Here is a 13,848-nt window from a genome sequence, read left to right on the forward strand (position 1 = left end):
CGGCAATGGAAAAGCTCGATGTTGTGAATGCGGCGCTTGTCGCCCTGCGTACTGGCGAGACGTGCGAGCTCGTGGTCGTGGCCGGCACGGCGGGGTCGTCGCCGCGCGGCGTGGGCGCCTGGATGGTCGTCTTTGCCGACGGCAGCCAGGCGGGCACCATCGGCGGCGGCAAGATCGAGCTCTTTGCGCTGGACGAGGCGCGAGAGCTGCTGGCCGCGGGGCAATCGCGTCTGGTCCGCTACACCATGGGCGGCGAGAACTCCGATACCGGCATGATCTGCGGCGGAGCCATCTGCCTGTGCTATCTGCATCTGGATGCGACCCAGGCACCGTTGTTTCAGGAAATTGCCGACGTCTTGGTCTATCGGCGCATCGGCGACTTCGTCATCGACTTTGAGCCGTTTATCGCGAGCGCGCTCGAGGGCGATGTGGCCGAGTACCATGGCGAGGCATCGCGCCATACCATTGCCGGCTGCCCCGGGCTTTCGCTGGTGGAGGAGGGGAGTAAGGTCACCTACACCAACGCGGCCTCTGAGATTCCCGCGGCGCACATCGAGACGCTCTGCCCCGAGGGCCTGACCTACATCTTTGGCTGCGGCCACGTGGGCGCCGCGACGGCGCGCGTGCTCACGGCGGCGGGCTTTGCCGTCGTGGCCTGCGATGACCGCCCCGGCACGTTGACGCCCGAATGGGTGCCCGGTGTCTACGATCGTCGCCTGGTCGATTACAAGAACCTGAGCGAGCAGTGCCCCATCGGCCCGCGCGACCTGGTGGTCGTGGCCACAGCAGGCCACAAGTCCGATATCGACGTGGTGATTCAGGCCATGCACGCCAAGCCTGCCTACCTGGGCTGTCTGGGTTCGCGCCGCAAGACGGCCTTTGTGCGTGCCCGCCTGGAGCAGGAAGGCTTTACGCAGGACCAGATCGACGAGCTGCACCTGCCGATCGGCGTTGCCATCGAGGCCGAGGACCCCGAGGAGATTGCCATCTCCATCGCCGCCGAGATGATTCACCTGCGCCGCACCAAACTCGTCCCCCGCAAGCGCTAATCGCATCCCCACCAATTAAGTTGCGGTGAAATACGGATTGTTTAAGCCTGTTGGGCCGCCCAACAGTCCCTATTTCACCGCAACTGCTTTTTGGGATCAATTTGTGCGGGGGAGTTGTGGAGTTGTGCAGGCAGACGAGGTTTTTCTGGAAATACGCTCCCGATGCGCGTATAGTACCGATTGTTTTGTCGGCTCCTGCTGCGTCGAGTCCAAACCGCGAAATGCCATGAGCGGCGCGGATGCAGCCAGGAGGCACGAGGACAACCCATCGTGGCCACGCCCCGTGCTTAAAACCCCAAGAAGGAGTGAACAATGGCAGAAGAGAAGTATGTGCCGCGTCTGAAGACCAAGTACAACAACGAGGTCAAGCAGCAGCTTCAGGACAAGTTCCAGTACGAGAACGTCATGATGATCCCCAAGTTTGAGAAGATCGTCGTGAACATGGGTGTCGGCGAGGCCGCTACCGATTCCAAGGCCATCGACGGTGCCGTGCGCGACCTGCGCGCCATCACCGGCCAGCAGCCGATGATCACCCGTGCCCGCAAGTCCATCGCTACCTTCCGCCTGCGCGCTGGTATGCCGATCGGCTGCAAGGTTACCCTGCGTGGCGACCGTATGTGGGAGTTCTTCGATCGTCTGACCTCCGTCGCGATCCCCCGTATCCGCGACTTCCGCGGCATCTCCGCCAAGAGTTTCGACGGCCGTGGTAACTTCTCCATGGGCGTCACCGAGCAGCTCATCTTCCCCGAGATCGACTTCGACTCCGTCGATCACCAGCGCGGTATGGACATCACTTTCGTGACCACCGCCAACACCGATGAGGAGGCCAAGGCCCTTCTGGACGCCTTCGGTTTCCCGTTCAAGAAATAGGTTCACCTGCCCTATAAGCGCCGTTCCCACAAGGGGGCGGCGCTTGGGGCGAACAATACTCTATGTGAGGAGGATATAAGTGGCTAAGACATCGATGATCGTCAAGTGCAATCGCAAGCAGAAGTTCTCTACTCGTGAGTACACGCGCTGCCAGCGCTGCGGCCGTCCGCACTCTGTGTACCGCAAGTTCGGCCTGTGCCGTGTCTGCTTCCGCGAGCTTGCACTCAAGGGCGAGCTTCCCGGCGTTAAGAAGGCCAGCTGGTAAGTCACTACCAGCGTTTCAAGCATCAGTTTGGAACAGGGAAAACGCGCTAAAAAGGCTTTGCCGTTAAGGGCGGCGAAGAACCAAGAGCACGTGTTCATCAAGAACGAAGGAGAATCTGTATGAACCTTACAGACCCGATCGCAGATATGCTTACGCGCATCCGTAACGCTAACTCTGTGAACAAGGCCACGGTCTCCATGCCGAGCAGCAAGAAGCTCGTCGAGATCGCTCGTGTTCTGCACGAGGAGGGCTACATCGAGGGCTACGATGTCGAGGACACCGTTCCCCAGAAGACTCTGCACATCACGCTTAAGTATGGTCCCAAGAAGGCTAAGGTCATCAACGGCATCCGCCGCATTTCCAAGCCGGGCCTGCGTAAGTACACCGGCGTTGCCGACATGCCCCGCGTCCGCGGTGGCCTTGGTACCGCCATTATTTCCACCAGCCATGGCGTCATGACCGACCGCGATGCTCGCAAGCACAACGTCGGCGGCGAGATCATCGCTTACGTCTGGTAATTCGCTCGGTAGGTAGAAGGAAAGGAGATCACCGTGTCTCGTATCGGTAATAAGCCTGTCCAGATTCCCGCCGGAGTCGAAGTGGCAGTCAACGGCAACAACGTTGTCGTCAAGGGCCCCAAGGGCCAGCTCGAGCTCGATGTCTTTGAGAAGCTCGCTATCAACGTCGAGGACAACGTCCTCACCGTTTCCCGTCCCGACGACGAGCGTGAGACCCGTGCCCGCCACGGCCTCACCCGCGCCCTCATCCACAACATGGTTGTTGGCGTTTCCGAGGGCTTCGAGAAGAAGCTCGAGCTCGCCGGCGTCGGTTACCGCGTGCAGCAGAAGGGTAAGAACCTCGAGTTCTCCCTGGGCTTCTCGCACCCCGTGATCGTCGAGGCTCCCGAGGGCATCACCTTCGAGGTTCCCGACAACACCCACGTGAACGTCAAGGGTATCAACAAGCAGCAGGTCGGTCAGATCGCCGCTGAGATCCGCGGCCATCGTCCTCCCGAGCCTTACAAGGGCAAGGGTATCCATTACGTTGGCGAGCACATCCGCCGCAAGCTGGGTAAGGCCGCCAAGTAGTCGTAACCGACTCACTCGCATAAGACCAGCACCCCGTCAGGTGCTGGCAAGATCAACCTTTTTAGGAGTTTACGTATGAACAAGCATAAGGCGAAGCTGGAAGGCCTCAAGCGTCGTCAGCGTCGTGTTCGCGGCAAGGTCTCGGGTACCTCCGAGCGTCCGCGTCTTCGCGTGACCCGTACTAACGCCAACATCTATGCCCAGATCATCGACGACAGCAAGGGCTCCAGCCTGACGCTCGTCTCTGCCTCGACCCTCGAGGCCGAGTTCAAGGGCACCCACACCTCGAACAAGGAGGCTGCGGAGAAGGTCGGTCAGCTCGTTGGCAAGCGCGCCATCGAGGCCGGCATCACCAAGGTCGCCTTCGATCGCGGTGGCCGTATCTACCATGGCCGCGTCAAGGCCCTCGCCGACGGTGCTCGTGCCGCCGGTCTCGAGTTCTAGGAGGTATGTAGCACATGGCTCGTAATCAGAAGCAGCAGCGCGAGGCCTCCGAGTTCGAGGAGCGCGTCGTTTACATCAACCGCGTGTCGAAGACCGTCAAGGGTGGTCGTCGCATGAGCCTCGTCGCTCTCGTCGTCGTTGGCGACGGCAAGGGCAACGTCGGCGTTGGCATGGGCAAGTCCGCTGAGGTGCCCATGGCCATCTCCAAGGCGTCTCTCGATGCCAAGAAGAACATGTTCCACGTGCCGGTGACCGAGCAGGGCACCATCCCGCACGAGGTTCTCGGCCACTTTGGTGCCGGCCGCATCATCATCAAGCCCGCTGTCGAGGGTACCGGCGTTATCGCCGGCGGCGCTGTGCGTCCCCTCTTTGAGCTTGCTGGCATCAAGAACGTCCTGTCCAAGTCCCTCGGTACCGACAACGGCCTCAACATCATCAAGGCTGCCGTCGAGGGCCTCAAGGAGCTCTCCAGCCCTGAGGACGTCGCGGCTCGCCGTGGCCTGACGGTCTCCGAGATGTTCGTCGGTAAGGAGAACTAAGCATGGCTGACACCATCAAGATCAAGCAGGTCCGCAGCACCAATGGTTGCAAGCAGGACCAGGTCCGTACTGTCCGTGCCCTCGGTCTCCACAGGATCCGCGAGGTTCGCGAGATTGCTGACAACGAGTCCGTCCGCGGCATGATCTTCAAGGTCAAGCACCTTGTCGAGATTGTAGAGGAGTAGCAAATGCAGCTTCACGATCTTACTCCCGCGCCCGGTTCCACCAAGAACCGTAAGCGCGTCGGCCGTGGCAATTCTTCGGGTCACGGCACCACTTCTGGCCGCGGCCAGAAGGGCCAGGGTTCCCGCTCTGGCGGCACCAAGGGTGCCGGCTTCGAGGGTGGCCAGACTCCGCTGGCTATGCGCCTGCCCAAGCTTCCGGGCTTCCGCAACCCCCGTCGTATCGAGTACACCGCCGTTAACGTTGAGCGTCTCGAGCGTAAGTTCGAGGACGGCGCTGTGATCGACGGTGCCGCTCTTAAGGCCGCTCGCATCACCAAGAGCGAGTTCGAGCCCGTCAAGGTGCTCGGCAATGGTGAGCTCACCAAGAAGTTCACGGTCAAGGTCGACAAGGTCAGCGCTTCTGCGCAGGCCAAGATCGAGGCCGCCGGCGGAAAGGTCGAGCTGCCGTGCTAAATGGTCTTAAGAATGCTTTCCGCATCAAAGAATTGCGCGAAAAGATTCTTTTTACCATAGCTATGCTCGTCGTGTACCGCATTGGTGCGCACGTTCCTGTGCCCGGCATTCCCTTTAAGGGGATGCTGGGCCTTTTCTCGACCGATAACAATTCGGTCGCCGCAGGTGCTATGGCCCTCCTGAATCTTTTCTCTGGCGGCGCGTTGAGCTATGTGTCGGTGTTTTCGCTGGGCATCATGCCTTACATCACCAGCTCGATCATCCTCCAGATGCTCCAGGCCGTTGTGCCTTCCCTGCATGAGCTTGCCCGCGAGGGCGAGGTCGGTCAGACCAAGATCACGCAGTATTCGCGTTACCTCACCCTGGCTCTGGCAATCCTCAACTCCGTGGGTTACCTCTTCCTCTTTAAGAGCTTCGGCATCAGCTTCAATGGCGCCGGCGCTCCCGAGATCATCTTCGACCTCATGATCGTCGGCACGCTCACTGCGGGCGCCATGCTGATCATGTGGATTGGTGAGCTCATCACCCAGCGCGGTATCGGCAATGGCATGTCGCTGATCATCTTCGCGAACATCATGGCCGGTCTGCCGCAGGCTATCTTCTCCAGCACCGAGGGCAATGCCGGTGGCATCATCACCATGGTGATCATCTGCGCCATCATCCTGCTGGTTATCCCGTTGATTGTTTTCCTTGAGCGCGGCCAGCGCCGCATCCCGGTCTCCTACGCTAAGCGCGTCGTGGGCCGTCGCATGATGGGTGGCCAGACCACCTACCTGCCCATCAAGGTCAACACCGCGGGTGTCGTGCCGATCATCTTCGCTTCGGCGCTGCTGTACTTCCCGGCTCAGATTGCCGTGTTCTTCCCCGGCATCGGCTGGATCCAGGCAGTTGCCTCTGCGCTTTCGCGCGGCTGGCTCAACTGGGTGCTTAACGTTGTCCTCATCGTGTTTTTCGCGTACTTCTACACGTCCATGGTGTTCAACCCCGATGACACGGCCGACAACCTTAAGAAGCAGGGCGGCTTTATTCCGGGCGTGCGTCCGGGTAGGGCTACCGCGGCCTACATCAAGAACGCGCTCAACAAGATTACGCTTCCCAGCGCTGTCTTTTTGGCGCTCATCGCCATCGTGCCTTCGATCATCTTCTCCTTTACGGGTAACCAGCTAATCCAGGCATTTGGCGGCACGTCCATCCTCATCATGGTCGGCGTCGTGCTCGACACGGTCGATAAGCTCGAAGGCCAGATCAAGATGTATGATTACGATGGATTCTTTAAATAGGCTAGAGGAGGATTGCTCATGAACCTCGTATTGCTCGGAGCTCCGGGTGCCGGTAAGGGTACCGTCGCACAGGAGCTCGTCGCCGAGTTTGGCGTCGCTCACATTTCCACGGGCGACCTGCTGCGTGCTGCCGTCAAGGGTGGCACCGAGCTTGGTATTCAGGCTAAGAAGTACATGGACGCTGGCGAGCTCGTTCCCGATCAGCTCGTGATCGACCTTGTCAAGGAGCGCCTTGCCGCCGATGACGCCCAGCAGGGCTTCATCCTCGACGGCTTCCCGCGCAACACCGCCCAGGCCGTGACGCTCGATTCCGAACTCTCCGCCATGGGTCGCGAGATCGACTGCGCCCTTCTGGTCGATGTGGCCCCCGAGGTCATTATCGATCGTCTGTCTTCGCGTCGCACCTGCCGCGCCTGCGGTTACACCGGCACCGCTGCCGATGCTACCTGCCCCAAGTGTGGCGGCGAGATGTATCAGCGCGACGACGACAAGCCCGAGACCATCAAGAACCGTCTCGACGTCTACGAGAAGTCCACGAGCCCGCTCGTCGACTACTATCGTGGCCAGGGTCTGCTCAAGTCGGTCAACGGTGACCAGGCTCGCGAGACCGTGTACGGGGATGTCAAAGAGGCTCTCGGTCTATGATCAAGATTAAGTCTGCAACGCAAATCGAGCAGATGAAGAAGGCAGGAGCGCTATCTAAGATGGCGCTCCGCCACGTTGGAGCCATGGTGCGCCCCGGCGTTTCGACTTTTGAGCTCGATCAGCTCGCGGAGCAGATTATCCGCATGCATGGTGGCACCCCAGCCTTTAAGGGTTACGGCGGGTTTCCCGGAACCATTTGCGCATCGATTAACGATGCCGTGGTACACGGTATTCCCAACCCCGACATGATCCTGCGCGATGGCGATATCATCTCCATCGATACGGGAGCCGTTGTCGACGGTTGGGTCGGCGATAATGCTTGGACGTTTTTCGTCGGCACCCCCACGCCCGAAGCCAAGGCTTTGTGCGAGGTCACGCGCGATTGCCTTAAGGCTGCCATCGAGCAGGCTGTTCCCGGTAACCATATCGGGGACGTCGGTTATGCCGTTCAGTCCCTCGCCGAGTCTCACGGTTACGGTGTGCTTCGTGATTATGTAGGCCATGGCATTGGCCGTGTGATGCACGAGGACCCCAACGTTCCTAACTATGGAAAGAAGGGGAGGGGCGTTCGCCTCCAGGCCGGCATGGTCATTGCCATCGAGCCGATGGTTACGATGGGTTCCAACCATGTGAGCACGGGCTCCGACGGTTGGATTGTTACGACCAACGATCACCTGCCCGCCGCGCACTACGAGAACACCGTCGCCATTACCAATGACGGTCCGGTGATTCTCACCACGGATGCCCAAGGTGCTTGGTGCTCCCTCCAAGGCGGAGAAATGTAACAAGTTCCATTTAGTTGTGGAGTCATTACGAAGTTATTACGATGCGTGCATACGTGTTGTAGAATACTCAATCGCTGTCGTTTTCTAGAGAAAGATGATTGCTTGTGAAGAAGGAAGACGCAATTGAGCTCGAGGGTACGGTAAAGGAACCGTTGCCCAACGCCATGTTTAAGGTCGAGCTCGAGAACGGTCATTCGGTTCTGTGCAACATTTCTGGCAAGATCCGAATGAATTACATCCGTATTCTCCCCGGTGACAGGGTTGTCGTGGAGCTTTCCCCGTACGACCTGACCCGCGGTCGCATCACCTATCGCTACAAATAGCGGCACGCATACACGCACTCCATTTCCGACTGCAGGCTTAGCTCAACCTACGGTCGGATTGTGTGTGAAGACCAGCCATAGTTTTAAACGCCTGCGGCTGGGCGAGTAGATAGTAGGGAAGTAGTTTGAGCGCTACCGAAAGGAAGAACGATGAAGGTACGTCCTTCGGTCAAGAAGATGTGCGATAAGTGCAAAATCATTAGGCGCCATGGCAAGGTCCTCGTCATTTGCGAGAACCCCCGTCATAAGCAGCGTCAGGGTTAAGAGAGGAGACTACGTTGGCCCGTATTAATGGTGTCGACCTCCCGCGTGAGAAGCGCGTTGAGATCGGTCTGACCTACATTTACGGCATCGGCCGCACCACTGCGACGAAGATTTGCGTCGAGTGCAACGTTAACGTGGATACGCGCGTTAAGGACCTCACCGAGGATGAGGTTAACGCCATCCGCGATTATATCGATAAGAACCAGATCATGGTTGAGGGCGACCTCCGCCGTGAGCGCAACCAGAACGTCAAGCGCCTTATGGACATCGGCTGCAACCGCGGCCTTCGTCACCGCAAGGGCCTCCCGGTCCGCGGCCAGCGCACCCACACTAACGCTCGTACCCGCAAGGGCCCGAAGCGTCAGATCGGTGCTAAGAAGAAGAAATAAGGAGCGCTAGATAGATGGCTACTGCTAAGAAGAACGTTCGCGCTGCCCGTCTGAAGCGCGCGGACCGTAAGAACATTTCCGTGGGCCAGGCTCACATTCGTTCTACGTTCAACAACACGATCGTTTCGATCACCGATCCCCAGGGCAACGTCATTTCCTGGAAGTCGGCTGGCCAGGTGGGCTTCAAGGGCTCCCGTAAGTCCACGCCGTTCGCTGCCCAGATGGCTGCCGAGGCTGCTGCCAAGCAGGCCATGGAGCACGGTATGAAGAAGGTTTCCGTCTTCGTCAAGGGCCCCGGCTCCGGTCGTGAGACCGCCATCCGCTCCCTCCAGGCTGCTGGCCTCGAGGTCTCGAGCATCCAGGACAAGACCCCCATTCCGCACAACGGCTGCCGCCCCAAGAAGCGTCGCCGCGTGTAACTGAAAGGATCGTATCAATATGGCAATCGACAGGACTCCTGTTCTTAAGCGCTGCCGTCAGCTCGGGATCGATCCCGCTGAGCTCGGTTACAGCAGCAAGAAGGAATCTATCCGTCAGCCCAAGCGCCGTCGCAAGGAATCTGAGTACGGCATGCAGCTGCGCGAGAAGCAGAAGGTCAAGTTCATCTATGGCGTTCTGGAGAAGCAGTTCCACGGCTACTTCAACAAGGCCCGTAAGATGAACGGCGTCACCGGTGAGAACCTCATGATCATTCTTGAGTCTCGCCTCGACAACGTCGTCTTCCGTCTTGGCTTCGCCCGCACCCGCAAAGAGGCTCGTCAGTCCGTCCGTCACGGTCACTTCACCGTGAACGGCAAGCGCGTGGACATCCCGTCCTACCGCGTCAAGGCCGGCGACGTCGTCGCTGTCGGCGAGAAGTTCCGTGACCTCCTCCCCATCAAGGAGGCCCTGATTTCCTCCGAGCGCTTTGAGGTCCCTGGCTGGCTCGAGGTCGATATCGAGAAGCTGTCTGGTAACGTGCTCGCTCTGCCGACGCGTGAGCAGATCAGCGGTGATATCAACGAGCAGCTCATCGTCGAGCTCTACTCTAAGTAGTCCATCCGGGCTGCTGAGGCTGGAGGTAATACATGTCAGAATTCATTAGGCCTCAGGTTCAGGTCGAAGAGATCAACGAGACGTCTGCTCGTGTCTCCGTCGAGCCGCTCGAGCGTGGTTACGGCGATACGCTGGGTAACTCCCTTCGTCGCGTTCTTCTGTCCTCGCTCGAGGGTGCCGCCGTCGAGGCTATTCAGATCGATGGTGCGCAGCACGAGTTCATGACCATCCCTAACATGGTCGAGGATGTCACCGACATCGTCCTGAATGTCAAGGGTCTTGTCTTCAGGGCTCTCGGCACGACCGACGAGGCGACCGCCACCATCTCGGTTGACGGCCCCTGCGAGGTCACCGGTGCGGACTTCTTTATTCCGTCCGAGTTTGAGCTGGTCAACCCCGAGCAGCACATCGCTACGCTCACCGAGGGTGGCCATCTCACCATGAGCATGCGCATCGGCTATGGCCGCGGCTATGTTTCTGGCGAGGCCAACAAGCGCGACAACGATCCCATCGGTGTGATCCACGTCGACTCGCTGTACTCGCCGGTTTCCCGTTGCGCCAAGCTCGTTGAGGCTTGCCGTGTCGGTCAGCACACCGACTACGACCGCCTTGTCCTCGAGATCGAGACCAACGGCTCCATCGCCCCGCGCGACGCCGTGGTCCAGGCTGCCAATATCATCAACCAGCATATGGCCGCCTTTATGAACCTTGCCGAGACCCCCGAGGTCGAGGAGGAGGCTTCGATCTTCGCTCCCGAGGTCACCAACGACAACGCTGAGCTGGACAAGCAGATCGAGGATCTGGACCTTTCCGTCCGTTCCTACAACTGCCTTAAGCGCGCCAGCATTCACTCGGTCCGTCAGCTCGTTGAGTTCTCGGAGAACGATCTGCTCAACATCCGTAACTTCGGTGTTAAGTCGATCGAGGAAGTGAAGGACAAGCTTGAGTCCATGGGCCTGAGCCTGAAGGCTTAATGCTTCGCATATTTGAGGAGAAACTAGACCATGCGTCACAACGTTAAGAAGGGCCTGAAGCTCGGCACCGATGCGAGCCACACCAAGGCCATGAAGAAGAGCCTTGCTAAGGCTCTCTTCGAGAACGACCGCATCAAGACCACCGAGACCCGCGCTAAGGCGCTGCGTTCGGTCGTCGATCCGATCATCACCTGGGCCAAGAAGGGCGACCTGCACTCTCGTCGTCTGGCTATCGCCAAGCTCGGCGATAAGCAGCTCGTTGCCGAGATCTTCGACAAGGCTGCTCAGGGCATGTGGCAGGACCGCAACGGCGGTTACACCCGCATCATGAAGCTCGGTAACCGCAAGGGCGACAACGCTCCCATCGTTATCATGGAGCTCGTCACCGAGCCTTGCACGCCTAAGGCCAAGAAGGCTGCTCCGGCCCCCAAGAAGGCCGCTGCTCCCAAGAAGGTCGAGGCTGCCGAGGAGGCTCCTGCTGAGGAGACCGCTGAGTAGACAATCTGTCTGCATAGGCTATATTCGAGGGGTACGTTCGCGTACCCCTCTTTTTTTGTCGAAATGTCATTGCCTGTTTGTTGGGAGCGCCCATGACCGCGCCGTCTGATTTCAATTCGATTCCAGAGCTCGATGCCACGCTCGTTTTCCGCGTGGCCTACGATGGCTCGTCCTATAGCGGCTTTGCGGAGCAGCCGGGCCAGACGACGGTTGCGGGCGAGCTGCGCCGCGCTATCGAGACGCTGCTGCGCCGCCCGATAGATCTGACGTGTGCGGGGCGTACCGATGCCGGCGTGCATGCGGTGGCTCAGTATATTAGCGTGCCCGTAACGGACGCTGAGCTTGCTTTGACGCGCCGTAGATGGCTTAGGGCTATGGACGCGCTGCTGCCCAAAGATATCGCCATTAACGAGGTCTACAAGGCCCGCAAAGGCTTTTCTGCGCGCTTTGATGCCCGTTCCCGTACGTATACGTACCGTATTGCCGACCGCGACACGCGTCCTGTGCTCTCACGGGGTGCCGTGTGGTGGCATCGCTATCCCTTGGACGTCGCGGCCATGTCTGCGGCCTGTCCCGCACTTTTGGGCGAGCAGGACTTTAAGAGCTTTTGCAAGGTCGCCTCTGCCGTGGGCAAGCCTACGCACCGCTGCGTGATGCGTGCCGAGTTTGGCCATGAGGTTGCGTTTGGCGAGGATATCCTGACGTTTACCATCGAGGGCAATGCATTTTTACATTCGATGGTGCGTACCATTGTGGGCACCCTTGTCGAGATTGGCATGCATCGCCGCGATCCCGAGTGGATGCGCGAAGTCATTGATGCCTGCGACCGAACCGCCGCGGGCCCCACGGCGCCCGCCTGCGGCCTTACGTTTATGGGCGTGGATTACGATCCCGCCGAGCTCGTCGTGCTCGACTAGGGGGAGGGCTCGTTGCGTCCTTATCGGCGTATGCCATGTGTGAGCTACGCGTGTGCAACATCTGTTCTTGGCGTGCAGCACAGCCGACGTCCCGTTGCTTTTATTGCTGGGGTGTACCATGAACGACGGTTGATTAACAGCTGTCGAGAGGACGGAAAACTTGGTTCGACGTGGTTCGCATCCGCGACTTTCGGTGATCCTTATTGTTGAGGGTTCGCCCAGCTATGCGAGGCGTGCGCTCGAGAGTGTCCAGAACCAAGACCTCTATGACCTGCAAATTGTCGTGGTTTGTCGCGACGTTGCGCCGGGCGTGCGCCATTCGCTTCAAGTTGCTGCCGACAGGGACATCCATATTGATTTGATTGACGTCGAGGACGCGAAGCGCGGTGCTTGTCTTCGTGCCGGTTTTGCTGCCTCGCGTGGCTCTCAAATCATCGCTATGAACGCCGATGAGTGGTTTGCTCCGCAGGCCCTTTCCAAGATGGTCGATATCGCGTGCGATACTGCGGCAGACATTGTGCTCCCCTCGGTGTCGCTCGATCGCTACGATGCGCATCGCGAGCGTCATTCGCGCGTCTTGGATGCTGCCTCTATTGCCATAGAAGACGAGTCTTCTATGGTGACTGGGCTGCCCCAGTTGATTTTGGGCGGCCTAGTCGCTCAGACCTCTGGCGTGATGTATAGCCGTCCGCTGTTTGAGGCATGCCTGTCGCGCGGCAAGGCGTACCGTACGGTTGAGTTTATGGCTTATGCGCTCTCGCAGGCACGATTCGTGTCCGGCTGCGGCGACGCTTGTTTCCACGCGGTGGCACCTAAGCTTACAGATGCCTTTGATCCCACCATGTATGCCAGGATATCCGATGACACTCGAGCGCTCGACGAGCTTGCGGACTCACTCTCGGAAGCAGATAGCGGTGGTCGGCTCAAGCTGGCAAGCCAAAAGTTCTACTTTGCCGGACTGGTCGCCTGCATCGAGAATTTGTGTCTGAGCCCGCATGGGGTGTCGTCAATCGAGCGCTCCGCCCGCATGCGTGATATGCTCGAGGCGCCTCGAACCCGTCAGATGGTCGCCGCGCTCAAGGATAACCATCGGGGGCTCGGTCTGTTGTTTGGGCCGATCGCCAGCGCCAAGCCCGCGCGCTGCGTGATGTGTACGCATCTGGCAGCTTTTCTTAACCGGACGGGCGCAAAAACCGCCTAAACGGCTCATCTCGAAACAAATTTGCATAGAATTGTTTCGAAATGCGTTCTTATACACAAAAGCCTTCAAATAGCGTTAAACTATTCAATCACTAATTGATTGTCTCCGCCATCTTTTGGAGAGAGGGTTTGTATGGCTAAAAAACGCAATGGGCGCCAGGATGCCATTAGAGATATTGTGCGCAATAAGGACGTCCGCACGCAGCGCGTGCTGGTCGATGAGCTCCGTGCTATGGGCTTTGATTGCACGCAGGCGACTGTCTCTCGCGATATTGCCGATATGGGGCTGCGTAAGCTCCCTGAGGGCATCTATGTTCTGGCAGAGGACCTGCACCTGCAGCGTATGGTTTCCGAGCTCGTTACGGGCGTTCTGCGCACCGATAATCTGGTTATGATCAAGGCTCAGCCTGGCACGGCTTCCGGCATCGCCGCCGCCGTTGATGCGGCAGAGTTGCCCGATGTGCTTGGCTCGCTTGCCGGCAACGATACGATTTTGGTTATTGCCCAGACGGCCGAGGACGGCGAGCGTCTCGAGGCGCTGATCAATAAGCTGAGCAATTCTCGCAAGTAGGCGTGCGGGTCGTGCGCTCGGCACTGTGCGCGCTGACATCGTGGCTTGTAAGGGGTATCGACGTTGGTCGGTAC

The 13,848-nt window shown here is 59.0% G+C and carries 22 protein-coding genes; all 22 read left to right on the top strand.

The features are described 5' to 3' along the window. The first annotated feature begins 5 nt into the window (after positions 1 to 5). Positions 6 to 1,049, top strand: a complete 1,044-nt coding sequence (locus AAA021_RS08760) for an XdhC family protein (protein WP_349088917.1) — start codon at positions 6 to 8, stop codon at positions 1,047 to 1,049. A gap of 312 nt (positions 1,050 to 1,361) precedes the next feature. Further along, positions 1,362 to 1,919: a 50S ribosomal protein L5 gene (gene rplE, locus AAA021_RS08765; RefSeq protein ID WP_006235260.1), complete on the top strand. Its 558-nt coding sequence runs from the start codon at positions 1,362 to 1,364 to the stop codon at positions 1,917 to 1,919. Between the two features lie 79 nt (positions 1,920 to 1,998). Beyond that, positions 1,999 to 2,184, top strand: coding sequence for a type Z 30S ribosomal protein S14 (locus AAA021_RS08770; RefSeq protein ID WP_022094280.1), 186 nt, complete (start codon positions 1,999 to 2,001; stop codon positions 2,182 to 2,184). Positions 2,185 to 2,303: 119 nt separating this feature from the next. Continuing rightward, the gene (gene rpsH, locus AAA021_RS08775; RefSeq protein WP_006235262.1) at positions 2,304 to 2,702 is read left to right on the top strand and encodes a 30S ribosomal protein S8; all 399 of its coding nucleotides are present in this window, start codon (positions 2,304 to 2,306) and stop codon (positions 2,700 to 2,702) included. Between the two features lie 33 nt (positions 2,703 to 2,735). Next, entirely contained in the window at positions 2,736 to 3,272 is a 537-nt protein-coding gene (rplF, locus tag AAA021_RS08780; protein ID WP_006235263.1) for a 50S ribosomal protein L6, read from the top strand. A gap of 75 nt (positions 3,273 to 3,347) precedes the next feature. Continuing rightward, positions 3,348 to 3,716 carry a 50S ribosomal protein L18 gene (rplR, locus tag AAA021_RS08785; protein WP_006235264.1) on the top strand — a complete coding sequence of 123 codons (369 nt, stop codon included), beginning with the start codon at positions 3,348 to 3,350 and terminating at the stop codon, positions 3,714 to 3,716. A 14-nt stretch (positions 3,717 to 3,730) separates the two neighbouring features. Beyond that, positions 3,731 to 4,255, top strand: a complete 525-nt coding sequence (gene rpsE, locus AAA021_RS08790; protein ID WP_006235265.1) for a 30S ribosomal protein S5 — start codon at positions 3,731 to 3,733, stop codon at positions 4,253 to 4,255. Between the two features lie 2 nt (positions 4,256 to 4,257). Further along, complete coding sequence (rpmD, locus tag AAA021_RS08795) at positions 4,258 to 4,440, top strand: 50S ribosomal protein L30 (protein WP_006235266.1); 183 nt, start codon at positions 4,258 to 4,260, stop codon at positions 4,438 to 4,440. Positions 4,441 to 4,443: 3 nt separating this feature from the next. Then, positions 4,444 to 4,893: a 50S ribosomal protein L15 gene (rplO, locus tag AAA021_RS08800; protein ID WP_006235267.1), complete on the top strand. Its 450-nt coding sequence runs from the start codon at positions 4,444 to 4,446 to the stop codon at positions 4,891 to 4,893. Further along, a complete protein-coding gene (gene secY, locus AAA021_RS08805; RefSeq protein ID WP_349088919.1) occupies positions 4,887 to 6,173 on the top strand; it encodes a preprotein translocase subunit SecY in 1,287 nt (428 codons plus the stop codon). Before rplO ends, secY begins: the two co-directional genes overlap by 7 nt. 18 nt (positions 6,174 to 6,191) lie before the next feature. Continuing rightward, on the top strand, positions 6,192 to 6,818 hold the full coding sequence (locus AAA021_RS08810) for an adenylate kinase (RefSeq protein WP_006235269.1): 627 nt from the start codon (positions 6,192 to 6,194) through the stop codon (positions 6,816 to 6,818). Further along, positions 6,815 to 7,603, top strand: coding sequence for a type I methionyl aminopeptidase (map, locus tag AAA021_RS08815; RefSeq protein ID WP_006235270.1), 789 nt, complete (start codon positions 6,815 to 6,817; stop codon positions 7,601 to 7,603). Before AAA021_RS08810 ends, map begins: the two co-directional genes overlap by 4 nt. A 104-nt stretch (positions 7,604 to 7,707) precedes the next feature. Continuing rightward, on the top strand, positions 7,708 to 7,926 hold the full coding sequence (gene infA / locus AAA021_RS08820) for a translation initiation factor IF-1 (protein WP_035137443.1): 219 nt from the start codon (positions 7,708 to 7,710) through the stop codon (positions 7,924 to 7,926). A 150-nt stretch (positions 7,927 to 8,076) separates the two neighbouring features. After that, a complete protein-coding gene (gene rpmJ / locus AAA021_RS08825) occupies positions 8,077 to 8,190 on the top strand; it encodes a 50S ribosomal protein L36 (protein ID WP_006363204.1) in 114 nt (37 codons plus the stop codon). Positions 8,191 to 8,204: 14 nt separating this feature from the next. Next, on the top strand, positions 8,205 to 8,579 hold the full coding sequence (rpsM, locus tag AAA021_RS08830) for a 30S ribosomal protein S13 (RefSeq protein WP_022094275.1): 375 nt from the start codon (positions 8,205 to 8,207) through the stop codon (positions 8,577 to 8,579). Between the two features lie 14 nt (positions 8,580 to 8,593). After that, complete coding sequence (gene rpsK, locus AAA021_RS08835) at positions 8,594 to 8,998, top strand: 30S ribosomal protein S11 (protein WP_006235274.1); 405 nt, start codon at positions 8,594 to 8,596, stop codon at positions 8,996 to 8,998. Positions 8,999 to 9,017: 19 nt separating this feature from the next. Beyond that, entirely contained in the window at positions 9,018 to 9,614 is a 597-nt protein-coding gene (rpsD, locus tag AAA021_RS08840; RefSeq protein WP_006235275.1) for a 30S ribosomal protein S4, read from the top strand. 32 nt (positions 9,615 to 9,646) lie between these two features. Continuing rightward, entirely contained in the window at positions 9,647 to 10,588 is a 942-nt protein-coding gene (locus AAA021_RS08845) for a DNA-directed RNA polymerase subunit alpha (protein ID WP_006235276.1), read from the top strand. Between the two features lie 30 nt (positions 10,589 to 10,618). Next, positions 10,619 to 11,086, top strand: a complete 468-nt coding sequence (gene rplQ / locus AAA021_RS08850) for a 50S ribosomal protein L17 (protein ID WP_055287451.1) — start codon at positions 10,619 to 10,621, stop codon at positions 11,084 to 11,086. 92 nt (positions 11,087 to 11,178) lie between these two features. Further along, on the top strand, positions 11,179 to 12,003 hold the full coding sequence (gene truA / locus AAA021_RS08855) for a tRNA pseudouridine(38-40) synthase TruA (RefSeq protein WP_349088920.1): 825 nt from the start codon (positions 11,179 to 11,181) through the stop codon (positions 12,001 to 12,003). A gap of 160 nt (positions 12,004 to 12,163) precedes the next feature. Then, on the top strand, positions 12,164 to 13,204 hold the full coding sequence (locus AAA021_RS08860) for a glycosyltransferase (RefSeq protein WP_349088921.1): 1,041 nt from the start codon (positions 12,164 to 12,166) through the stop codon (positions 13,202 to 13,204). A gap of 132 nt (positions 13,205 to 13,336) precedes the next feature. After that, on the top strand, positions 13,337 to 13,774 hold the full coding sequence (locus AAA021_RS08865) for an ArgR family transcriptional regulator (protein ID WP_006235280.1): 438 nt from the start codon (positions 13,337 to 13,339) through the stop codon (positions 13,772 to 13,774). Positions 13,775 to 13,848: the final 74 nt, after the last annotated feature.

The sequence above is a fragment of the Collinsella sp. CLA-JM-H32 genome, from assembly GCF_040098165.1.
In the GTDB taxonomy this organism is placed as follows: domain Bacteria; phylum Actinomycetota; class Coriobacteriia; order Coriobacteriales; family Coriobacteriaceae; genus Collinsella.

Coding starts and splice junctions, on each gene's coding strand:
- AAA021_RS08760 (WP_349088917.1), top strand. CDS start 6: ATGGAAAAGCTCGATGTTGTGAATGCGGCGCTTGTCGCCCTGCGTACT.
- rplE (WP_006235260.1), top strand. CDS start 1,362: ATGGCAGAAGAGAAGTATGTGCCGCGTCTGAAGACCAAGTACAACAAC.
- rpsH (WP_006235262.1), top strand. CDS start 2,304: ATGAACCTTACAGACCCGATCGCAGATATGCTTACGCGCATCCGTAAC.
- rplR (WP_006235264.1), top strand. CDS start 3,348: ATGAACAAGCATAAGGCGAAGCTGGAAGGCCTCAAGCGTCGTCAGCGT.
- rpsE (WP_006235265.1), top strand. CDS start 3,731: ATGGCTCGTAATCAGAAGCAGCAGCGCGAGGCCTCCGAGTTCGAGGAG.
- rpmD (WP_006235266.1), top strand. CDS start 4,258: ATGGCTGACACCATCAAGATCAAGCAGGTCCGCAGCACCAATGGTTGC.
- rplO (WP_006235267.1), top strand. CDS start 4,444: ATGCAGCTTCACGATCTTACTCCCGCGCCCGGTTCCACCAAGAACCGT.
- AAA021_RS08810 (WP_006235269.1), top strand. CDS start 6,192: ATGAACCTCGTATTGCTCGGAGCTCCGGGTGCCGGTAAGGGTACCGTC.
- map (WP_006235270.1), top strand. CDS start 6,815: ATGATCAAGATTAAGTCTGCAACGCAAATCGAGCAGATGAAGAAGGCA.
- rpmJ (WP_006363204.1), top strand. CDS start 8,077: ATGAAGGTACGTCCTTCGGTCAAGAAGATGTGCGATAAGTGCAAAATC.
- rpsK (WP_006235274.1), top strand. CDS start 8,594: ATGGCTACTGCTAAGAAGAACGTTCGCGCTGCCCGTCTGAAGCGCGCG.
- rpsD (WP_006235275.1), top strand. CDS start 9,018: ATGGCAATCGACAGGACTCCTGTTCTTAAGCGCTGCCGTCAGCTCGGG.
- AAA021_RS08845 (WP_006235276.1), top strand. CDS start 9,647: ATGTCAGAATTCATTAGGCCTCAGGTTCAGGTCGAAGAGATCAACGAG.
- rplQ (WP_055287451.1), top strand. CDS start 10,619: ATGCGTCACAACGTTAAGAAGGGCCTGAAGCTCGGCACCGATGCGAGC.
- truA (WP_349088920.1), top strand. CDS start 11,179: ATGACCGCGCCGTCTGATTTCAATTCGATTCCAGAGCTCGATGCCACG.
- AAA021_RS08865 (WP_006235280.1), top strand. CDS start 13,337: ATGGCTAAAAAACGCAATGGGCGCCAGGATGCCATTAGAGATATTGTG.